Source organism: Gluconobacter wancherniae NBRC 103581 (genome assembly GCF_007988885.1).
In the GTDB taxonomy this organism is placed as follows: Bacteria; Pseudomonadota; Alphaproteobacteria; order Acetobacterales; family Acetobacteraceae; genus Gluconobacter; species Gluconobacter wancherniae.
On record NZ_BJUZ01000002.1, the window covers coordinates 534684 to 555775 of the forward strand.

General features: G+C 49.8%; 22 protein-coding genes, 1 tRNA gene and 1 pseudogene. 16 read left to right on the forward strand and 8 right to left on the reverse strand.

Annotation, left to right across the window (positions count from 1 at the left end; genetic code table 11):
- Positions 1-201: 201 nt before the first annotated feature.
- From GWA01_RS09510 to folE, 4 genes are read left to right on the forward strand one after another with little or no spacing between them, the layout of a single operon-like run.
- Positions 202-2763: a putative bifunctional diguanylate cyclase/phosphodiesterase gene (locus tag GWA01_RS09510; RefSeq protein ID WP_186819527.1), complete on the forward strand. Its 2562-nt coding sequence runs from the start codon at positions 202-204 to the stop codon at positions 2761-2763.
- Positions 2764-2813: 50 nt separating this feature from the next.
- Positions 2814-3605 carry a dihydropteroate synthase gene (folP, locus tag GWA01_RS09515; RefSeq protein ID WP_228118497.1) on the forward strand — a complete coding sequence of 264 codons (792 nt, stop codon included), beginning with the start codon at positions 2814-2816 and terminating at the stop codon, positions 3603-3605.
- Positions 3602-4474, forward strand: a complete 873-nt coding sequence (folK, locus tag GWA01_RS09520; protein ID WP_146796920.1) for a 2-amino-4-hydroxy-6-hydroxymethyldihydropteridine diphosphokinase — start codon at positions 3602-3604, stop codon at positions 4472-4474. The genes folP and folK overlap by 4 nt, the downstream gene beginning before the upstream one ends.
- A 6-nt stretch (positions 4475-4480) precedes the next feature.
- Complete coding sequence (folE, locus tag GWA01_RS09525; protein ID WP_146796923.1) at positions 4481-5128, forward strand: GTP cyclohydrolase I FolE; 648 nt, start codon at positions 4481-4483, stop codon at positions 5126-5128.
- Between the two features lie 6 nt (positions 5129-5134).
- On the opposite strand, the gene GWA01_RS09530 is transcribed toward folE, so the two are convergent.
- Genes GWA01_RS09530 through queE form a run of 3 tightly spaced genes read right to left on the reverse strand, consistent with a single transcriptional unit; the run spans position 5135 to position 7004 of the window.
- On the reverse strand, positions 5135-5671 hold the full coding sequence (locus GWA01_RS09530; protein WP_146796926.1) for a 6-pyruvoyl trahydropterin synthase family protein: 537 nt from the start codon (positions 5669-5671) through the stop codon (positions 5135-5137).
- Positions 5668-6366, reverse strand: coding sequence for a 7-cyano-7-deazaguanine synthase QueC (gene queC, locus GWA01_RS09535; RefSeq protein ID WP_146796929.1), 699 nt, complete (start codon positions 6364-6366; stop codon positions 5668-5670). Before queC ends, GWA01_RS09530 begins: the two co-directional genes overlap by 4 nt.
- Entirely contained in the window at positions 6363-7004 is a 642-nt protein-coding gene (gene queE, locus GWA01_RS09540) for a 7-carboxy-7-deazaguanine synthase (protein WP_146796932.1), read from the reverse strand. Before queE ends, queC begins: the two co-directional genes overlap by 4 nt.
- A gap of 124 nt (positions 7005-7128) precedes the next feature.
- On the opposite strand from queE, the gene GWA01_RS09545 reads away from it, so the two are divergent.
- Together GWA01_RS09545 and GWA01_RS09550 are read left to right on the forward strand one after the other, a co-directional pair.
- The gene (locus tag GWA01_RS09545) at positions 7129-7968 is read left to right on the forward strand and encodes an ABC transporter permease (RefSeq protein ID WP_146796935.1); all 840 of its coding nucleotides are present in this window, start codon (positions 7129-7131) and stop codon (positions 7966-7968) included.
- 192 nt (positions 7969-8160) lie between these two features.
- Positions 8161-8754 (forward strand): annotated as a pseudogene (locus GWA01_RS09550) (ABC transporter ATP-binding protein); the annotation flags it as partial.
- On the opposite strand, the gene GWA01_RS09555 reads toward GWA01_RS09550, so the two are convergent.
- Together GWA01_RS09555 and GWA01_RS09560 are read right to left on the reverse strand one after the other, a co-directional pair.
- On the reverse strand, positions 8751-9101 hold the full coding sequence (locus GWA01_RS09555; RefSeq protein ID WP_146796941.1) for a DUF3147 family protein: 351 nt from the start codon (positions 9099-9101) through the stop codon (positions 8751-8753). The pseudogene GWA01_RS09550 and the gene GWA01_RS09555 sit on opposite strands and share 4 nt — an antisense overlap.
- Positions 9102-9149: 48 nt before the next feature.
- A tRNA-Asp gene (locus tag GWA01_RS09560) sits at positions 9150-9226 on the reverse strand.
- A 214-nt stretch (positions 9227-9440) separates the two neighbouring features.
- Between GWA01_RS09560 and GWA01_RS09565 the strand changes: the two genes are divergently transcribed.
- The 10 genes from GWA01_RS09565 to GWA01_RS09610 all read left to right on the forward strand — a co-directional run bounded on the left by GWA01_RS09565 (position 9441) and on the right by GWA01_RS09610 (position 18057).
- Complete coding sequence (locus GWA01_RS09565) at positions 9441-10400, forward strand: retroviral-like aspartic protease family protein (protein ID WP_146796943.1); 960 nt, start codon at positions 9441-9443, stop codon at positions 10398-10400.
- A 407-nt stretch (positions 10401-10807) separates the two neighbouring features.
- On the forward strand, positions 10808-12274 hold the full coding sequence (locus GWA01_RS09570) for a methyl-accepting chemotaxis protein (protein ID WP_186819528.1): 1467 nt from the start codon (positions 10808-10810) through the stop codon (positions 12272-12274).
- Positions 12271-12516 carry a hypothetical protein gene (locus GWA01_RS09575; RefSeq protein ID WP_146796949.1) on the forward strand — a complete coding sequence of 82 codons (246 nt, stop codon included), beginning with the start codon at positions 12271-12273 and terminating at the stop codon, positions 12514-12516. The genes GWA01_RS09570 and GWA01_RS09575 overlap by 4 nt, the downstream gene beginning before the upstream one ends.
- Positions 12516-12878 (forward strand): response regulator, encoded by a 363-nt coding sequence (locus GWA01_RS09580; RefSeq protein WP_229316045.1) that lies wholly within the window; start codon positions 12516-12518, stop codon positions 12876-12878. The genes GWA01_RS09575 and GWA01_RS09580 overlap by 1 nt, the downstream gene beginning before the upstream one ends.
- A gap of 11 nt (positions 12879-12889) precedes the next feature.
- Positions 12890-14974 carry a chemotaxis protein CheA gene (locus GWA01_RS09585; RefSeq protein WP_146796956.1) on the forward strand — a complete coding sequence of 695 codons (2085 nt, stop codon included), beginning with the start codon at positions 12890-12892 and terminating at the stop codon, positions 14972-14974.
- Between the two features lie 16 nt (positions 14975-14990).
- On the forward strand, positions 14991-15413 hold the full coding sequence (locus GWA01_RS09590) for a chemotaxis protein CheW (protein ID WP_186819529.1): 423 nt from the start codon (positions 14991-14993) through the stop codon (positions 15411-15413).
- A gap of 5 nt (positions 15414-15418) precedes the next feature.
- On the forward strand, positions 15419-16261 hold the full coding sequence (locus tag GWA01_RS09595; RefSeq protein WP_146796962.1) for a CheR family methyltransferase: 843 nt from the start codon (positions 15419-15421) through the stop codon (positions 16259-16261).
- Complete coding sequence (locus GWA01_RS09600) at positions 16258-17325, forward strand: protein-glutamate methylesterase/protein-glutamine glutaminase (protein WP_146796965.1); 1068 nt, start codon at positions 16258-16260, stop codon at positions 17323-17325. The genes GWA01_RS09595 and GWA01_RS09600 overlap by 4 nt, the downstream gene beginning before the upstream one ends.
- Positions 17322-17717: a response regulator gene (locus tag GWA01_RS09605; RefSeq protein WP_146796968.1), complete on the forward strand. Its 396-nt coding sequence runs from the start codon at positions 17322-17324 to the stop codon at positions 17715-17717. The genes GWA01_RS09600 and GWA01_RS09605 overlap by 4 nt, the downstream gene beginning before the upstream one ends.
- A gap of 4 nt (positions 17718-17721) precedes the next feature.
- A complete protein-coding gene (locus tag GWA01_RS09610; RefSeq protein WP_146796971.1) occupies positions 17722-18057 on the forward strand; it encodes a hypothetical protein in 336 nt (111 codons plus the stop codon).
- A 4-nt stretch (positions 18058-18061) separates the two neighbouring features.
- On the opposite strand, the gene GWA01_RS09615 is transcribed toward GWA01_RS09610, so the two are convergent.
- From GWA01_RS09615 to GWA01_RS09625, 3 genes are read right to left on the reverse strand one after another with little or no spacing between them, the layout of a single operon-like run.
- Entirely contained in the window at positions 18062-18457 is a 396-nt protein-coding gene (locus GWA01_RS09615; protein WP_228118496.1) for a hypothetical protein, read from the reverse strand.
- A gap of 28 nt (positions 18458-18485) precedes the next feature.
- The gene (locus GWA01_RS09620) at positions 18486-19367 is read right to left on the reverse strand and encodes a 4-(cytidine 5'-diphospho)-2-C-methyl-D-erythritol kinase (RefSeq protein ID WP_146796974.1); all 882 of its coding nucleotides are present in this window, start codon (positions 19365-19367) and stop codon (positions 18486-18488) included.
- The gene (locus GWA01_RS09625; RefSeq protein ID WP_228118495.1) at positions 19364-21073 is read right to left on the reverse strand and encodes a tetratricopeptide repeat protein; all 1710 of its coding nucleotides are present in this window, start codon (positions 21071-21073) and stop codon (positions 19364-19366) included. The genes GWA01_RS09620 and GWA01_RS09625 overlap by 4 nt, the downstream gene beginning before the upstream one ends.
- Between the last annotated feature and the right edge of the window lie 19 nt (positions 21074-21092).

The window sequence follows — 21092 nt, forward strand, 5'->3', positions numbered from 1 at the left end:
TAAAGATGCATTTATTATTTTAATGATATGTTTGAAATTATTCGATAGAGAATGAGCGTGCTACGAAAATTTCAGCGTGAGATAAAAAATACCAATATCAAAAATTGTAATCAGGCGGATTTTTGCTATCGCAATACTTCTGGAGATTCTTGCTGTAGCAGCAAAATAGGAATTTCACGTAAAATTCCAGTGGTTTTTTCTTTGCCATTCGTCATTTGGCGCGGTGTCATCAGAAGTATCAAAATTCTGGCTATTACTGTGCGCTTGGTGCCTCCGCTGGAAGTGCCGCCTCATCTGCAGTGTGCTGTTGATCGTGCAAACCTGCGCAATCTGTATGAGCGGATACCAGTTTATTTTCTCATGCATGCCCTTACCGCAATGGTGGCGTTTATTGCGCTCTTCAACGTGGATGTTCAGGCGGGTTCAGTCGTTCTCGTCGGGGTTATCGGGATAATGTCCGTATGGTCTACGATCATGCTGCCACGCATCGCCAGGCTGCTGGCGTCTCCTGAAGATGGTGCCCTTGGAGAAGGCGAGGCCATTTCAACTTTCAGGAAAGTCTGCCCGGACTGCCCGGAATACAGGGTGTGTGCGAGATCGGACCGCGTTGATTACCGGCCTTTATGGCGTGCTGTGCTATTGTTGAACGCGGCTCTTGGTATTGTCTGGGCGTTTTTCGTGCTGCACACCTTCTCGATCTCGGGAGAGGCAGCTTCACTGTTTGCGATGATGGCAATCATCGGCCTTCTGGCATCTGTCCTGGCGACCAGTGCGGTAGAGAATGCGGTCGAGGTGATGACGATGCTGATCGTGGGGGGGGCGTATATTGCCCTGCTACGCGCCTGGCATGGCAGTTTTCTTCCCAATGTCTCCGCCATCATGCAGCTCACTCTTTGCTCGATATTCGTTGTGGTAATGGGGCGTCTGGGGCGTCGCCTTCGTGGGCGCCTTTTCCTTGCGACACTTGAACAGAGAGAACAGGCGGAAATCGTCAGTCTGCTCATGCGGCGTTCTGACAGTCAGCTTGGCGAATGGCTGTGGCATACGGATTCTGCTGGGTGCGTTTACAATCCCTCTGCCAGATTTGCCAAAATGTTTAATCTTTCGATCAGTCAGGTGCAGGGGCGCCGCTTTGTGGATCTCCTGGATTTGCCGGCGGGACATACCGGGGATGGGTCTGCGGCAGCACAGCTCGCCTATTGCATTACTCATCGGCTAGCATTCCGGGAGTTGCGGATCCGCGTCATGATGGATGGCGTTCCTCACTGGTGGACACTGACTGGCCGACCGATTTTTTCAGAAGGCATTTTCCTTGGACATCGCGGCGTTGGCGCGGACGTGACGAAGGCGCACGACGTTGATCGCAAAATGTCCCATGACGCCCATCACGACATGCTCACCGGTCTTCCGAACAATCTCGGTTTTTCCGAACGTCTGCACGAATCGCTGTTGTCCCTGGCTTCAGAAAAAAGACCTTTTGCGCTGTTGATGATCGGGATCGACGGTTTGGAAAGTGTTCCCCAAAGCGTGGAAGCGGATGGGAGGGACAGGCTCCTTCAAGAGATTTCTGGACGTCTTGGCAAAGTGGTTCATGGAGCGGATTTCGTTAGCAGGCGAAGCGCGGACGAGTTTTTGGTGTTGTGTCCCGGGCAGGCAGGTGAAGTTTCAAATATCGGGCATGTGCAGTTTTGCGCGCAACGCATTATTGAGGCTCTGGAACTGCCGTTTGACCTTGGTGGTGAGGCAATACACCTCAAGGTTAGCATCGGCATAGCACTGGCGCCGGAAACTGGAGATCAGGCTGCTGCACTGATGGATGCCGCAGCAGATGCGTTGCAGGAAGCGATGAATGACGATGTCGAGCGCGTTTGCATTTATGATTATGCCGTTGAAAGTGTAGCGGCGTTTCATCGGATATTGCTTGAAGATGTGCGCAGTGCTGTGCGTAACCGCGCTTTTCAGCTTGTCTATCAGCCGATCGTCAATGCGCAGACGCTTCAAGTGCAGGGCTTTGAGGCTCTGGCGCGTCTGAATGGTCCCTCATCAGGCAGGATGTCCATTGAGCGTATCATTCGTGTGATTGAGGCTGATGATCTCTGCGAGGAATTTGATCTTTGGGTTTTGGAAACTGCTTGTAACGCCGCTATGCAATGGCCGGAGACATTATGGGTTTCTGTTAACATTTCCGCTCCGCATTTCATGGACCCTGGAATGTTGTTGAGGGTGACGGAAATTCTGAAGCGTACGGGCTTGCCTTCTTCTCGGCTGCAGCTCGAAATGACTGAGACGATTTTTCTGGAGCCAAGGGCCGAAGTCTTCAGCACTTTGGCCGCGCTGAATAATCTGGGTGTCAGGATTGTTCTGGATGATTTTGGTAAGGGCTTTTCATCGCTGAGCTATCTGAAGCGCTTTCCTTTTTCCAAGATCAAACTTGATGCGGTTTTCGTGCAGGATATGCTGCAGGACGCGCGCAGTGCTGCTGTCGTGCGCTCTGTGCTTGAGCTGGCTGTGGATCTCGGCGTGGCGATCACGGCTGAAGGTGTCGCGACGGACGAGCAGTATCAGTACCTTCGGGAAAAAGGATGCACTGAAATCCAAGGCTATTTGTTTTCACGCCCCATGCCTGAAAAAAATTTGGCGGAATATCTGGCCAAGCCTTTCCATGGACCCGACACCGCGCCGAGGATGGGCGTACAAAGCCATTCGTTGCCACATCAGTGGCAACAGGAGTTCCGAAATCAACATGAAAACCCTGTTCGATGAACGATAAGAGCGCCGTAATGAGACCTGCTGCCCGATTTCATGAAACCTTGATGAAGCGCTCTCATGGTCCGCTCGTGATGGGAATTGTGAATGTAACACCTGACTCCTTTTCCGATGGTGGTCGGTTCGCTCAGGCACCGGAGGCGCTAAGGCATGCGCAGGCCCTTCTGGCCGATGGTGCTGATCTGCTTGATATAGGTGGAGAATCTACGCGGCCTGGATTTTCTCCTGTGTCTCCAGAGGAGGAGTGGGCGCGTCTTTCGCCCATCTTTTCAGGGCTTTCAGCTTCAGGAACTGTTCTGTCGGTCGATACAACCAAGGCATGGGTCGCGGCGAAGGCGATCAGTGCAGGGGCGTTGATCGTCAATGATGTGTGGGGTTTTCAGGCCGATCCGGACATGGCGCATGTTGTCAGTCAGTCAGAGGCCTATGCGGTGCTTATGCACAACCGCGTGGAGGTGGATGGAGCATTGGATGTCGTGGCGGATTGGCGACGTTTCTTTGATGCATCCCTTGAATTGGCGCAGCGTGCGGGAGTGGAAAGCGGGCGGCTGATCCTCGATCCGGGAGTGGGGTTTGGAAAAACACCGGATCAGAATGTGCAGGCCATAGCGCGGATCCGTGATCTCAAGGCAGAGTATGGGTTGCCTGTTTTGCTGGGGCTTTCGCGCAAATCAATGTTCGGGCATTTTCTGGGTCGGTCTGTTGATGAGCGGCTGGCGGGAACATTATCCGCCAATCTTTACGGTGCCCGCAGAGGCGCAGACATCGTGCGGGTGCATGATGTGCGAGAGCATGTCGATGCCTTTGGAATGCAGCATATTCTGGAGCGCGGCGAATGATTTCCCCAGCTTTGACCTCAGTCTTCGTCAAGGATCTGTGCCTTTTCGGGTATCACGGCGTACTTGCAGAGGAGACGCGTCTGGGGCAGCGGTTTGTTGTAGATATTGAAATCCGCGCAGACCTTTCCGGCGCCATTGCGGATGATGATTATCAGCAGGCCGTCTGTTACGGCACGTTGTGCGATATCGCGGCACGTATTGTGACTGGCCCTCCATTTCAATTGATCGAGACTGTTGCGGGGCGGATCGCGGAGGCTGTGCTCACGCAGTTGGGTCGTGTGGATTTCGTGCTGGTTGAAGTGCGCAAACCCTCAGCACCGCTCCCATATGCCATTTCAGGAACGGCTGTCCGCGTGGAACGGTTGCGGACGCACGACATTGCATTTTCGCTAGGTGCTAATCTGGGCGACAGGGAGGCTGTCCTTCAAGCTGCTCTTGAACGTTTGGGGCAGGCGGACGGTCTGACGATTGAGGCTGTTTCGTCGTTTTATGACACGGCGCCCTGGGGTGGGATCGAGCAACCCCCATTCGTCAATCTGTGCGCCACCGGGCGAACGACGCTTGTGCCACATCAGGTACTGCGGCTTTGCAAGGAAATAGAGCGCGACCTTGGGCGCCAGCCTGGCCTTCGCTGGGGTGAGCGAGCCGTGGATATCGACCTCCTGCATTATGGTGAGCGCACAATGTCGGATCGGGTGCTTACTCTGCCGCATCTGTCGATGTTCGAGCGCGCATTCGTCCTTGAGCCTCTTCTGGAAATTGCTCCAGATCTCGAGATTGGTGGACGCCGGGTCTCGGAGGCGCTAGCTGTCCTGGCGCGGACCGGGGGAGATGTGACCCGTCGCGAACCGGGGAACAGAGGAGCATAACCCGATATGAGCAACCTGAACGCTGCGACTGCCAGTATTCCCGTCGCTCAGGCGGAAGGCCCGCGCCCACTTGGCGCCCTGACACGCCCTGTAGATGCCGAAGATCGGATTGCCGCTGCGGTTCGTGAAATTCTGACAGCTCTGGGCGAGAATCCTGAACGGGAGGGTCTACGCGATACACCCGATCGTGTGGCCCGGATGTATCTGGAAGTGCTGGGTGGACTGCATCAGGACCCTCGTGATCATCTCAAGACGCAGTTTTCCGCTGACCACCACCATGGTGCGGTGATTGTGAAGGATATTCTCTTCCATTCGATGTGCGAACATCACCTGTTGCCTGTTCATGGTCGTGCACATGTGGCGTATCTGCCTGCGGGTGGTCGTCTGACGGGTCTCAGCAAGATTGCGCGTCTTGTTGAGGGGTTCGCGAGAAGACCTCAGTTGCAGGAGCGTCTGACAGACCAGATTGCTCAGGGTATGGAAGACATACTCGCGCCTGAAGCTATTCTGGTGGTGGTGGAAGGTGAGCACATGTGCATGAGCATGCGTGGTGTACGCTCGCCGGGCTCGACTACAGTAACGACCGTAGCGCGCGGTATCTGGGCAAGCAATTCTGCGGCCCGGATGGAAATTATGGCCCTTTTGAAAGGCTGAAAAGCTTCAGAATGGGTCCGAGATGCTATTGTCTGCACGATTCCACCAGCACTGCTCTGCGGGGCGGTGCTGAAGGGGCAGATAATCCTGAGGGTTTCCGTTCAGGCGTACAGTGTTGGTCGGGGTTTCCTGCAATTCGATGGCATGAACCCGCAACGCATCTCCCTGGTTGAGCAAAATGGCCCCGAGTTTGGCCATCAGCAGGGCTGCCAGCATTTCGGTTGTTGGATCACCTGGAGTTACGACAATCCTTGATGCGCGCTCTGGCTCGTTTGTGCGGAACCAGGTCAGAAGCGGGTCATGCTCGGAAAGCTGGAGGGCGTGATCGAGGCTGGTATCCACGAAATCATGCCAACGCGATTTCGCATCCGCGAACGGCACGATCATGTTGCCCGTACCATCCAGTCGGGCGGGCTTCGTGGCACGCAGGGTAACGGTTATGAATTCATTATGCCCATGCGGGAGCGCGCATTTCTCGCTTGCACCAGCAATCAGTCGGTGTCCCATGCAGAAACGTCTGGTGAAGACGAGTTCGGCGTTCATGAATGGCTCTCACAGTAGCGGCGCCAGCCATCTGCACGCAGTTCGCAAGCCGGGCAGGTGCCACAGCCATATCCCCACGGGTGGAGATGTGTGCGGTCTCCCAGGTAGCATGAATGACTGTCTTCCCGGATCAGGTTGACGAGCGACTCTCCGCCCAGTTCTTCTGTCAGATCCCAGGTCTGTGCCTTGTCGATCCACATCAGGGGCGTGTGCAGGACGAAGCGCTTGTCCATCCCCAGATTGAGCGCCACCTGCAAGGCCTTGATCGTATCGTCACGGCAGTCCGGGTAGCCGGAGTAGTCCGTTTCGCACACACCCGTGACGATGTGTTTTGCGCCCCGGCGAAAGGCGAGAGCGGCCGCAAATGTCAGGAAAATCAGGTTACGACCGGGGACGAACGTATTCGGCAGGCCGTTTTCTGCAAAGCCTATGCTGGCTTCGCGTGTCAGGGCCGTGTCGGACAATGCACCCAAGGACGCAAGGTCGATCGTATGATCCTCCCCGAGGCGGCTGCTCCATTGCGGATGAATAGCCGTCATTTTCTCACGCAGGACGTTCCGGCATTCAAGTTCGACAGCATGACGCTGGCCGTAAGCATAGCCGACGGTTTCGACGCGTTCGAAGCGTGACAGGGCCCAGGCAAGACAGGTTGCGGAATCCTGGCCGCCAGAGAACAGAACAAGGGCGGTGCTCATGGAATTCCGATCATCTTGTGAGTTTGAAGTGACAGGCGCCACTGTGGGTGCTCCAGACAATATGCAACACTGGCCTGTGTATTTTCCAGACGCTCAGGGCCGTCCATCGGTTGAAGCCAGAAATGCTCAAATGTCAGCTCTTTGAACATCTCAGGTGGCAGCTCCGTCTGAGGATAAACCAGCTTCAGTTCAGAACCTGTGTTTTGAATGAGCTTTCCACCCGGCTTCGGGCTTACGCAGATCCAATCGATACCTTCGGGGGCTTTGATAGTGCCATTGGTTTCGACCGCTATTTCGAACCCGCGCTTGCTGACGGCATCAATCAGCGCCGGATCCAACTGTAGCAGGGGTTCGCCGCCCGTGAAGACGACGTATCGGCGTCCTGATGAATCGGCTCGGCTGTTCCAACACGCTTCAATTGTTTCCGCGAGGAGAGTAGCTGTTTCAAAACGGCCCCCACCTTCGCCGTCCGTCCCGATGAAATCGGTATCGCAGAACTGGCATGCCGCAGTCGCGCGGTCACTTTCGCGGCCGGACCATAGATTGCAACCAGCAAACCTACAGAATACCGACGCACGGCCTGTTTGCGCACCCTCACCCTGAAGAGTGACGAACATTTCCTTCACAGCATATGACATGACCGCAGCATGTCGGCGAGGATGCGTCCGGATGCAAGGAAAATTGTAGCTGCCTCTCTCCTTCGCGCATCTGAATTGCAGCAGGGGGATAGCCAAGTGGCACAATCATGATAGGGAGATGCTCATGGCGGACAATCTCTCCCATTCTCCTGTTCTTGAATTTGCACCCCAGCGGGGGATCGGTCGTGTAACGGCTGCCTGGGCGGATCTGCGCGCGGGGCTTAAACTGTTCCCGCTTGCTTTCGCGTTGGGCTGGCTCGATATCAAGATGCGTTATCGGGGCTCGATGCTGGGACCTTTCTGGCTCACTCTTTCTACCGCAGTGATGGTTGCGGCGCTGGGTGTGATTTACAGCAAGCTCTTCCATATGGACCTGCCGCGTTATCTGCCTTTCCTGTCTCTGTCGATTGTACTCTGGGGGTTCATCTCAACCATTGCCATTGATGCGGCGACGGTTTTCACCCAGAGCGCTTCACAGTTTCACTCCATGCGAACGCCAGCCAGTTTGCCGGTTCTGAGAGTTATTGTTCGCAACGTGCTGACGCTGCTGCACAATGCTGTGGTAATCGTGGCTGTGTTTGCAATCTTCCATGTCTGGCCCCATCAGAGCTGGAGTCTGCTGGTCAGTCTGCCCCTGTGGATTGCAGACAGTTTTGCAGGGGTTCTGCTAATCGGGATGCTCGGAGCACGCTTTCGCGACATTCCTCCGATCATCGTCTCGGTGTTGCAGGTCTTTTTCTTCGTGACCCCGGTGATCTGGAAGCCGGACCTGATTTATCTGGGGCGTCAGTATTTACTGCTCGATCCGTTTTACCCAATTCTGGAGATCGTTCGCGCCCCGCTTCTTGGTGGGAGTGTACGGCCTTCAATCTGGTTTGCAGCAATCACTCAGGCGTTTGTGCTCTGGGGTATTGCGGCAGTCTTCTTCTGTCGGATGCGCGCGCGCATTACTTACTGGATCTGAGCGCCTTTTATGCCTTCAGTCGTCGTCGAAAAGTTGCAAATCAGTTTTCCCCTGTATCATGGTCAAAGCCGCTCCCTGAAGCGCCACCTTGGCCGTTCGCTCTCTGGAATAAACGGAAACTCCCCTACGGCTCACCTGGCGCAGGATGCGCGGGAGCGCGTCGTGGTGGAAGTACTGCGTGGTATAGATTTCACGCTCAGACCTGGAGACAGGCTGGGGTTGATTGGTGGAAATGGGGCGGGAAAAACGACACTGCTTCGGGCGCTGGCGGGTATCTATGAGCCGGTTGGAGGGCGTGTGCGCATTGAAGGCACGCTAGGTACGCTGCTGGACAGTTCTCTTGGCATGAACCCTGAGCTGAGTGGGCAGGAAAATATTCGTCTGCGGGGTCTTTATTCGGGCCTCTCACGCGCCCAGACTGCAGCCGTAGAACGGGACGTTGAAGAGTTCGCTGAACTCGGCTCATACATGAAAATGCCAATCAAGGCCTACAGTTCCGGGATGTCCGTAAGGCTGGCTTTCGGTCTGGCCACCGCTATCGCCCCTCAGGTTCTGCTGATGGATGAGTGGTTCATGGCGGGTGATGGCGCATTCCGCAACAAGGCTCGTAAGCGTCTTGAGGACATTGTTGGAAAAGCGGAAATCATGGTGCTCTCATCTCACATGCCTGAAGTCATGAGAGAGTGGTGCACACGCGTTCTGTGGCTTGAAAATGGTCTCGTCAAAATGGATGGCAAACCTGACGATGTGCTTTCGGCTTATCTAGCCCCCAAGCCTGCTCTTTAGAGGTTTAACCCAAATTTTGACGTAAGCCAGGCGGTACCCATGTAGAGGGCAATCGTCAGTACGCACCCGCATCCCAGTGATATCCAGAATGAAAATCCGCGGGTGAGCAGGAAGGGTATTAGCAGAAACATTGGAAGGGAGGGCAAGACATACCAGAATGTCGCTGATGCGTGTGTGGCCATGACTTGTGGGTCCGGCTTTTCCAGCCAGAGCCATATCATCCCCAGAACTGATACAAGCGGAAGTGAGGCTATAAGCGCGCCAAAGCGCGGATATGAGCGAGCCATACTTGAGATCGTTGCGATCAAAGCGGCAGAAAGAAACAGTTTTATGAGGAAGAAGAACATTTGTCCGAGAAAACTTCCGGGAAAATGCGTGGCCACTCTATAAGAGAGTGGCGCGAGTGACGGGGCTCGAACCCGCGACCTCCGGCGTGACAGGCCGGCGCTCTAACCAACTGAGCTACACCCGCAAATCGCTAGAAGCGATCTTTAGGACCGTACTTTCGAGGCCGTGTTGGCGTCCTCTTGGTCGGTGGCGGTGATTTAGCAGTGACCCCGGAGGCTGGCAATAGGCTTTTTTGAAAAAATGCATTTTTTCATCAAAAGACGCCTTTCCAGTAAGGAGATGATGAAACACTCTGCTGATTGTAACTTTACGTTTCGTCTTGAGTGAGGGTAAGCAGCGTGGGCCTTTCGCGGTGTGTGTACGGGTTTCTGTCATTTCTGATCGCGGGTGCGTTGTCTGGTTGTGCTCCGGATGATGGAAAATGCACGATCGTCACTTATGGCAGGATGGAAGTCCTCAATTCTGTGGGTTCGCCAATCGTTCGTGCGGCTGTCAACGGACACCCTGTGGCTTTCGAAGTGGATAGCGGGGCTCAGTTCACAATGGTTGACCCCCAGTACTCTGAATTGCTCGAACTTGGTCCTCGTATAGGATCGAGCATGGGTAATGGAGTTGGCGGAAGCACTCTTGTCAGTGTCAGCAGCATTGATAAACTCGATCTCGGAACGTCCCAAGCGCATAATATTGCAGTCATCGAAGGTGGACACTTCAATCATAAAATTGGTGCACTCCCGATTGTGGGTCTGTTTGGCGCTGATTTTCTAGCCAATTACGAGATGATGGTAGACATGCCTGACCACGAAGTCCGGCTGGCAAAAGTGCGGGGATGTGCTGACCCAACCCCGGTTTGGAAGGGGCGTAGCACGAAGATCAACATCGATAGGGAGGGTAGCAGTTCGAACATGATCGGATTGTCCGTGAAGGTAAACGGACATCCTGTGGACGCAATCCTCGATACCGGAGCTCAGATTACGCTTCTCTCGTTATCTGAGGCTCATCATGCAGGAGTGACTGATGCCATGCTTGCTTTGGATCGTGTGGGTACGATCCGGGGCGTTGCGAACAATCCCCGAAAGAGTTTCATCCATCGTTTTGACACCCTTCAGGTGGGTGACATTGTCCTTCATAATGTTGTTTTTGCGGTTTCCGATGCTCTGTCGGAGCAGGATATGTTGCTCGGTGCTGATTTCCTTCAACATCATCGTGTTTGGATCAAATTGTGGGACGACACAGGCTACATTCAGCACGACAAGGATATTCCTGCCGATGATCCTATCCGGCGCAGGGAGCTTGATTGATGACGCGGGAATAGAATTCTGTTTTGCACATAGATGGTTCTGGTAATATCAGGCCAGAACCATTCTGCTAATGCAGAGTGGTTTTCTAGTTGCGGTCAATGATTTTATAGTAAGTTTCGTTATGACGATCCGCATGACTATGTTAGAAAAAATGGTCACCCATATCATAATATTTTACCTTATTTTTAAAATGCATTGATTTTAGTATTCTAATTCTCATTTCGTATGAATTCATCAGTGAGCGGTATTGTGGATTGCGTGCGCATTGAGTCCTGTAAGCGTCGTTAACGTTGTCTCAATCAATCACCCATAGAACTAGGGGGTAATTCGCCTGTCTCACCCGGAGTCAGGATTGCGTCCAGTCTGGTAGGTGATCCGATATGTCTGCCTCTTCGAGCCCAAGCTCCATGGCCAATCCCGCACTGGTGGGAGCAGGAATAGGGGCGGCATTCGCGGTCCCGGCGCTTGCCCTGTTCTCGGATGTGGCGTTTTCGTTTTATCGTGGCCAGGCAGAGCATCTGTCCTTATTGACTCCTGAACATCTCCTTACCGTCGCGCTGCCGGTTGCCTGTCTGCTGGCGGGATATGTTTTTGTCGATCGCGTTCTTCTTTCTCCTTATCGAAACCTAATCAAAGACATAAAGATCATCGCGTTGGGGAGTGTGGAAACAGGGCAGTTTTCTGGCATGCCGGAATTGCAGGCAATTAGCCGGATGATGACCGCCCAAAAAAACGAAGCTCATCAATTACAGAACGCCCTGTCTTATTCACAGGCAGAATTACAGAAGGCAAGGCAGGACGCTCAGGCCGCTGAGAAGGCGTCCCGAGACGCCAAAGCCGCGCAGGATCATATGATCGAGACCGTGGGCGTCGCTCTCAAGGCGCTTCGCGACGGAGATATGACTTTTCGCCTTGAGGAAGCTTTTCCTCTTCAGTACGAACGGCTTCGACATGATTTCAATGATGCAGCTAAAGACCTGCAAGAGGTGCTCAGCGGTCTAAGTGCCAGTGTTGCGACCATCTCATCGGGTTCAACAGAGATTGCGTCTGCAGCGGATGATCTTGCGATGAGGACCGAGCAACAGGTCATTCGTCTCGAAGAAACAACGGCTTCGGTGGAAAATGTCACCGCCACAGTTCAAAAGACCGCAACGGCTACCGCTCACGCGAGTGAGGTTGCCGTGCAAACGAGAGAGCGGGCTGAAAAATCTGGTGCCGTCGTTATCGCAGCTATGTCGGCAATGCGCGATATTCAGCAGTCTTCAAGTCAGATTGGTCAGATTCTTGGACTGATTGATGATATTGCGTTCCAGACAAACCTATTGTCGCTAAACGCGGGCGTCGAAGCTGCTCGTGCGGGAGACGCGGGACGTGGCTTCGCTGTTGTTGCTTCGGAAGTGCGTGCTTTGGCACAAAGGTCCGCCGAAGCTGCAAAAGAAATCAAGTCACTTATACTGTCGAGTACGCAACAGGTGGGAAAAGGCACCGCTCTTGTTCAGGAGACCGGTAGCGCAATGGAAATGATCGTCACGAATGTCAGTGAAATAAGTGTACTGATAGGTGAGATCGCCACAGCGGCGCAGAGTCAGGCAAATAACTTATCAGAGATCAGTATATCTATTGGACAAATGGATCAGAATACGCAGCAAAACGCTGCCATGGTGGAAGAGGCGACCGCTGCTAGTCACAACCTCAGTGGAGAAGCCAAAGAACTGGTTCGACTTTTGAAGCACTTCAGAGTGGGTGCATATTATGAATTCGAAGGAGAGCCCTCTCCACTGAGGGTTGTTAACTCCGAAAATAATTCAAATGCTTTTGTTAGGGAAGATTCTCATCCAGTGATTGATGACGGATGGGAGGAGTTTCGGGAATGAATATATTTATCTTACCGCCAGAGCTAAATTCTGAATACGCATCCATTTTATTGAATGAAATCCGAAATAATTCAGATGATATCGTTATCGATGCGCAGAACGTAAAGAAAATTGGTGGACTATGTTTGCAGATATTAATATCTTCCAGAAAAAATGGGATTAATATATTGAATCCATCAAAAAATTTTCTTGATGAAGCTGTTTTGTTGGGCGCAGAAAAAATATTGTTGGAGCAGCAATAGTGGCTGATATTCTCATTGTTGATGACTCTGCAACAATACGAATGTTGCTATCAGCAGAACTTAAAAATGCAGGCCATAACGTAACTGTCGCGATTAGCGGTGAAGAAGCATTGGATAAGTTGCGAGATCTAACCCCGCAACTCATCATAACTGACCTGAATATGCCAGGGATTAATGGTTTGGAGCTCATCGAGAAAGTAAGAAAAAAAGAAGCTATTTCTTTAATCCCAATTCTTATCCTGACAACTGAAGATAACCCTGAAAAAAAAGCTCAGGGACGGGCCGTGGGTGCTACGGGATGGATAATTAAGCCATTCAAACGCGATAAATTATTATTCGCTGTCGATCGACTTACGGCGTAAGGATTATCATAATGGACGATCTTGATAGCATTCGTGACATTTTCTTCGAAGAATGTAAGGAAAATCTTGAAATTCTTGAGGATAAATTAGAGAATTTCGATAGTGAAAACTATGATGAAGAATGTATATCAAGCATCTTTCGTGCTGTTCATTCCATAAAAGGCGGAGCTGCAGCATTTGGAATTAACAATATTGTTGATTTTGCAAACGACTTTGAGAGTGTTCTTAGTTGTGTGCGGTCAGAAAAAATTCATCTGGACAAAGAAGCTATATCATCCCTAATCACTGCCAGTGATTGTTTGAGTGATATAGTTTTTTCTTCAAAAAATAATGAAGAAATTGATATTGAAAAATTTTCACCAGTCAAAGCTGAAATAGAACAGATCGTTGATAGCTATAATAATAAAAAGAATTTAGAGTTCGATATTAATGATTTTCAAGGAATTTCGTTTAGCCCTTCTTTAATATCTTTAGACATAAAAGATTTTTTTATAACAATATATCCAAAGAGAGAATTATATTCATGTGGAGATGACATACGAAACTTATTCTCATCATTATCTAAATTGGGAATTTTTAGATCAAAAATAAAAATAGATAAAATTCCATCTATCATGGAAATGGAAGAAAAAAAATCTTACTTAACATGGGAAATATATTTATCTTCCTCAGAAGAAGATAAAATAAAAGAATTACTTGAGTGGTCTTCTGATTTGTTAGAATTTTCTGTTTCTAGCAAGCAAGAGCAAGAGCAAGAGCAAGAGCAAGAGCAAGAGCAAGAGCAAGAGCAAGAGCAAGAGCAAGAGCAAGAGCAAGAGCAAGAGCAAGAGCAAGAGCAAGAGCAAGAGCAAGAGAAAGAGAAAGAGAAAGAGAAAGAGAAAGAGAAAGAGAAAGAGAAAGATACCAAGAATACCAAAGATTCAAAATCATCTGTACGTGTTGATGTTGATCGTATTGATAAACTTGTTGACTTAATGGGCGAAATAATTACTGGGCAATGGATGCTCAAAGATGCATTAAAGTGCCAGGATATAAAAAAAACTGATGAAGCCACGAAGCTCTTAGATGCTCTTGCCCATGAGATGCAAGAGGTCGTGATGGGTATGCGTGCACATCCTGTTAAACCAGTCTTTCAAAGAATGTCTCGGGTGATGAGGGAGGCACAGCAAGCAACGGGCAAAAACATCAATCTAGTTTTGATTGGTGAAGACACTGAAATCGATAGAACCATTGTTGAGAAGATATCAGATCCGCTCACTCACATTGTTAGAAATGCTGCTGATCATGGAATTGAAGAGAATTTAGAAAGAACTGCGGTAGGTAAATCTTCAGATGGAACGGTGACCATAAGGGCTTTTCAAAGGTCTGGAAGGGTAATCATTGAAATATCTGATGATGGCAGGGGAATGGATCCAGATTACATTTTTAAGAAAGCTATAGATAAAGGTCTTGTAGATTCTAACGCAGAATTAAGTGCTACGGAGAAATTATCACTAATTTTCCTCCCTGGGTTCTCAACAGCCCAAAAGGGCTCCTCGCTTTCTGGGCGAGGGGTTGGTATGGATGTTGTTAAGAAAAACATTTCAGAAGTAGGTGGAAGAGTATTTTTTGAAAGTAAAAAAGGACGTGGTTCAGTATTTACGATATCTCTTCCTTTAACTCTCGCTGTTTTGGATGGGGTTATTTTCAAAAATAACGGAAGATTTTTTATATTTCCAATTAGTAATGTGATTGAAACAATAATATATGACAAAGAAAATATAAAGAAAATATCTAATAAAATTTCTGTATTAAGATATAGGGAAGATTTTATTCCGATATTTGATTTAGAAAAATTCATACATAAACAAGAAAAAATAATAGATTATGAATCTATTATTGTCGTAGAAAATGATAAAAAAGAAAAAATAGCAATTTTTATTGATGGAGGAATAGATCAATCTCGATTTGTAGTTAAAAGCGTTGAAAAGAATTATAAAAAAATCAAAGGCATATCATGTGTTACAATATTGGGTGACGGTAGCTTTGCGATGGTTCTGGATGTTGAAACCATCTCGGGCATGCTTATTACCGAAAAAACTTCAAACGTTCATTAAATTTTTAGGTGTAGAGATGGAAAAAGTTCTTATATTTACAGTCGGTAGCCAAACTTATGCTCTTGATGCGGCATGCATCAGTGAAATAAGGGGTAAAATCCAGCCTACACCATTGCCAGGTAGCCCAAAAGAGATATTAGGTATCATAAATATAAGAGGTAAAATATTTCCTGTAATTGATTTGGGGGTTAGGTTATCATCTGATGTTGTTGGTGAAAAAAAAGTAATTATAATCGTCGAAAGTAAAGAGAAATCAATAGGTATTCTAGTGGATAACGTGTCCGATATTGAAGATTCTTCAAAATTTACCCTACAAAATTTACCATCTACTACACCAAAAAATATACAAAACTTGGTTACGGCTATTATGAGTGAGGGGGATAGAATGATTTTCTTCTTAGAGGCTGAAAAAATAATTTCTGAAATTGCAGCGGTATAAATGTAGTGCAGCAGCAATTGATAGAGTCTGGAAGGTTTTCTTTATCTGACGCTAATTATAGAAAAATAATATCAATTATAAGAGAGAATAATTGTAATTTTATTTTGGGAAATAGAAAGAAGCTCGTTCAATCTAGGCTTTCTAAAATGGTAGCAAAAGCTGGAATGAATTCTTTCGATGAATACGTATCATATGCATTATCTTCATCGGGAGTCGAAGAGCGTCAGAAGATTATTTCTGAGCTAACGACCAATGTTACAAATTTTTTTCGTGAATCCCATCATTTTAATTACTTATCTTCATACTTGGATAGAAATACAGAGTGTATAAAATTCTCCACAAAAAAGCTTCGTATTTGGTCTGCCGCATGCTCTAGTGGCGAAGAAGCTTATAGTATAGGTTTTGTAATTGAAAACCATAAAGCAAAATTTCAAGGTATTGATACCAAAATTTTAGGAACAGATATTAGTCAGAACATGTTGAATGTTGCAATTAGAGGTGCGTATTCGATGCAAGATTCAATGAGAATACCGAGGCAGGATTTCAGGGCATTTTGCATCGTGGCAGGGCACGAATTTTCGGTATCTCAAAAAATTAAGAATCTCATCAGATTTAAAAATTTAAATCTACTGGATCCTTGGCCGTTCTCGCAAATATTCGATATTATATTTTGTAGAAATGTTTCTATTTACTTTGATAATAAAAGTAGAATTGGTCTTTGGAAAAAGATTTCTAGTCATTTATGTGTGGGGGGAGAGTTATATATAGGTCACTCAGAGCGAATTATTTCTCCTGAGAAAATAGGACTCGTTCAATTTGGAATAACGTCATATAGAAAAATATCATGATCGATAAAAAAATATCCGTTCTTATTGTGGATGACTCTATTACCATACGCTCCCTTATGAGCCTAGCGCTTAGGCAAGATCCGAGAATTTCTGTTGTCGGAACGGCAGCAACGGCATTGGATGCTCGTGACGCGATCATTAGGCTTCGTCCTGATGTTATTACTCTGGATGTAGAAATGCCGAAAATGAATGGCATTGAATTTCTGGATAAAATAATGCGTTTGCGACCCATGCCAGTAGTGATGGTTTCAGGTTTGACATCCAATGGCACCAATCTGGCCCTGCAAGCTCTTGAAATTGGTGCCGTGGAGTGTGTGGCAAAGCCACAGCAGATCGACGGCATTAAAAGTTTTGCTGGTTTAGCGGACACAATTGTGCGCGCTGCATCTGCGAAAATACGACGTCGAGGGCAGGCAACACTAGAATTGCCCCCATTGATATCTCCTAATTTTTCGCGAAAGCAGGCACTGCCCATTGTAGCTGTGGGCGCATCAACGGGCGGTGTGGAAGCATTGATTGAGTTATTAAAATCTTTTCCAGAAAATTGCCCGCCTACTCTCATCACGCAGCATATGCCAAGGCAATTTTCAGAAAATTTTGCCCGGCGTCTTAACCAAGTGTCCAAACCTCATGTGTTATTGGCGAGCGAGCTAAGTGTTCTTGAAACAGGAAAGGTGTTCGTTGCTCCTGGAGGGGATCGTCATCTTTGTATTGAAACGATGGGTCCAGAGGGGAAATATGTTTGTCGCCTTGTTTATGGGGAGCCCGTCAATGGGCATCGCCCCTCTGTCGATGAGCTGTTTTTCTCTGTCTCACATGCGGCTCCCCAAAATGCCATTGGTGTCATTTTGACGGGCATGGAAAATGACGGAGCGAAGGGGCTTCTTGCGATGCGTAAGGCAGGCGCCAGAACGCTGGGGCAGGATGCAGCCACCTCTGTGATTTACGGAATGCCCAAGGCGGCATTCGATATCGGGGCAGTGGAGAAGCAACTCCCTCTGTCACAAATTGGACCGGCCGTCATGAAATTGGCGGAAAATTTTTCTTTGGAGAACATACATTGATATCAGCTTCTTCCATGTCCGTCCTTTTGGTTGACGACCAGGCTTCTATTCGATCTATTCTTCGTAATAGCCTGATTCAACTTGGTTTTGTGAGGGTTTCTGGGGTGCGAAATGGCGTAGAGGCGCTGGAGCATCTTCAGGATAATGCTACGCACCTTATCATTTCGGATTTCAATATGCCTGACATGGACGGGCTTGCTCTGTTAAGGGCCGTTCGCGCCAATCCAAAAACTGCTCGTACGGGTTTCATCATGCTTACGGGCCAGGCCAGCAAAGAATTGGTACAGCAGGCGATTACTGATGGAGTTAACAATTTCCTTGCCAAACCGTTTACTACAAGTTCGTTAAAATCTCGGATTGAGGCCGTGTTTGGCCCCATTTCAGCGGCCTGATCAAATGGAGAACAAGTCGCTTGCCGTCCTTCTGAGAGCGTTGGCGTGCGAACTCTTTGATTTGCGTAGCTTAGTAAATGACTATGAGAAAATATTGTTAAGTCATGTTGACTTGTCGCTTACTGAGGCTGGGGCATTGCAGGGCATTGATTATATGGCCCAAAGCCTGAGGTTGACGAGTAGGCTATGTGAACGCCTCTCTTTAGACCCACATTTAGATAGTGTGAATTACGACCCGGCTATCTTGAATGAAATCACGATATCGAAACTGAAGGAACGCTTGGCTGGTGAGGCGGTGGAGGAGGCGGTTTTGCCCCCTGATGATCTGGAGTTTTTTTAATCTTTCAGCTTGGTTTTTGCGAGGCATCAGGTGCCGAATGTATGATTGTTCGATGCTTTTGCAGGCCCTGTATCAGCTTTTCGACGTCATCCGGAGTGAAGACCAGTCCTACAGCGCCATAGGCTGGATGCTGGAATGCCAGCGTTGATCCTTCTGTCAGTGTGTCGATCTGTAGCGCCCAGTGCGTATTGTAGACAGGCGTAACCCGTGTGCCCTCCATTGATGGTATGGGCTGTTTTTCCAGTAGGCTGCTTCGTGCGTAACCAAGGCTAGCAATGAGTTGAAGAAGCTGTTCGGTATCTAGTTCAATACTGCCCGACATGCCGCTGCTTTCCAGAAAGGAAAGAACAGCTTTTTCGCCATCTTCTGAACGGGTCACCTGCATACGTGGTGCACTCATGAGAACGGTACCTTCGTCAGTGATGTGATTAAGGCGATTGATGCAATGGGCCCGCCCATGTCCACCAACCCAGATTTGCGGCCTGGGCAGAGAGTGATTGCTGTGCACTTTCAGCCTCGGCGGGAGTTGAGAAGAGGCCAAAGCATGTTGCCCCAGAACCGCTCATCCGTGAAATTTCGCACCCCTGCTGTAGGGCGATAGCGTTTAACACATCCTGGATTATGGGGGCGTGCAGGATGGCTGGTGCTTGCAGATCATTGCCTGTCTCGCGAAGTGTCGAAAACAGGCTGGAGGCGGTTTCCCATTTTTCAGGAAACGTAATTTCCTGGCGGGAACGTATGCCGCCCAATGTGGCAAAGCTCTTAAAAATGGCGGGTGTGCTGACACCGACGCCCGGATTGATCAGAAGCATACCAATATCGGGAAGCTGGGGGACAGTGTGCAATACTTCACCAATTCCCTGCATGCGCGTTGCTTTCTGGGCAATGCAGACTGGAACATCTGCTCCAAGCTTTTCCGCAACGGAATAGAGTATGGATGGATCTGATTTCCATTCAGTGGCCAGAAGGCGAAGGGCGCAGGCTGCATCTGCTGAGCCTCCACCAATTCCAGAAGCTACGGGGAGGTTCTTTTCAAGCTTGAAGTTCCATGCGCCCGTGCTCTTTGTGGCGTCCTTCAGAAGGTTTGCGGCGCGTAGGACAAGGTTATCAGCGTTACAGTCCAGGCCTTTTCCGAAGTGACCAGTAATTACAAGTGACATCTCTTCGGCCGGTGCCTGCATGCTGACCTGATCACCCACTCCTGCGAATACTGCCAGGCTGTCGAGAAGGTGGTACCCGTCACTCCGACGACCTGTTACATGCAGGAAGAGGTTGATCTTGGCGTGTGCCGTATCTTGTAGAAGTCTCATTTGGTCCGTTCGAAAGCTGCAAGATGAGGCCCGTCCTGTAGGGCCTTCATGATGAGGACGCGGTCCTGCGGCTGGGGGCTGTCTGCCAAAGCTTGGTTCCATTGGTCCTGCGCTTCAAGTTTCCGTCCCAGATACCAATAGGCAACGCCAAGATGATAGCCAATTTCGGGATCGTTTGGCGCATGTTCAGCTGATTGGATAAGGAGGGGAAGAGCCTGATCCAGATCGCCGTCGGTCTTTAGGAGTGCCCAGGCATAGCTGTCCTGAATTGAAGCATCTCCCGGCTGGAGCGAGAGGGCATGTTTCAGGTGGTTCATGGCTTCCTTCGTGTTCACGCCATGCTCGATATCTGCATAGCCTACGAAGTTGAGAACCTCTGGCTCTTCTGGTGCCAGTGTAAGGGCGTGACGCATGTCTTCCTGAGCATGAGCCCAGTCGCCTTTTTCCTGATATGCCATCGCGCGTCCGATCAGGACCGGCCAAACTGTGGCTTTCCGGGGGGAAGAAGCTGCGAGGGCTTGAGTGTAGCTTGTAATCGCTGCCTCATGCTGCGCCAGCTGATCCTGCACACCACCGAGTTGAGCAAGATAATCCGGATTTCCGGGGTTTAAGGCGAGTGCCTGCTGCAATGCCTGAGCTTGTCTGGGAAGATCGTGGAGATGAATTGTGATGTCCACTCTCTCCTGGGCTGCCAGAGCGGCAAAAGGTGAAGAGGAGGGGATCTTTTCCAGCACATCAAGGGCGTCATCGTTATGGCTGTTTTCGCGGAGAAGATCAGCCAGCATGATGCGCGCTATGGTGAGTGAAGGGTCAAGATACAGGCTCTGTCTCAGCATGATAATCGCCATGTCTGCAGGAATATTATCCTGTCGTGCGGCGTCCGCGAGCATCAGGCCGAGTTGGAGATCCAGAATGGCAAGTCCTGTCCGTGTGGACGGTGCAGGCACATTTGTAATGGCGTGCTGGAGTGCAGGGACAAGCATGTTGCCCAGCGGGCTTCCATGTGCCAGCGCGGCAATGGTGTCCTCGGCTTCTGCTTTCTGGCCCCGTCGATACAGCCAGCTGCCATATTCCTGTGCGTATACGATCTGCAGACTGAGCGGGTCAGTGCGAACGCTGCCAGTTTTTTCAAACAGGGCTGTCGCGCGGGCTGGATCAGGGAGTGCCTGCGCCACCAGTGCTGCGTGCAGCAAGTAAAGACGTCGGGTTTCGGGCAGGCCTGAGGCATCCATCAGTAGGCTGAGTGCGCGGTCTGACTTACCGATTGCAGCCTGTTGCCACGCTTCAAGGGCAGGCGCCGCAACGGCCAGAAGGGCTCCCCGATGGCTGTCACGATCAAGAACGTGACGCAGCTCATTCCAGTTTTTCCCGACGATGGCTTCCTGCGCCAGAATAAGTGTTGAGATGTCATCGGCTGGTAGGGTGCGTGCCAGATCCAGAGCTTCCGTCTGATGGCCGCTCATGGCTGCATAATGAAGAGTGTCGATCCGCAGGTGAATGTCATGCGGCGAAAGCTTGAGCGCCTGATTCAATGCCTCGTAAGCTGCATCAATATCGCCACGCTGCATCATGACAATTTCTGCGAGCGTCCAGCCCGTTAGGGAATGCTGTGGATCTACTGATGGCTGTATGGAAAGAGGCGCAGCCTGTGCGATCGGAGAAAGGCAGCTCAGTACAAAGCCAACTGCAAGGGGCCGGAACCGCATTCGGGTCAGAAAACCTGTG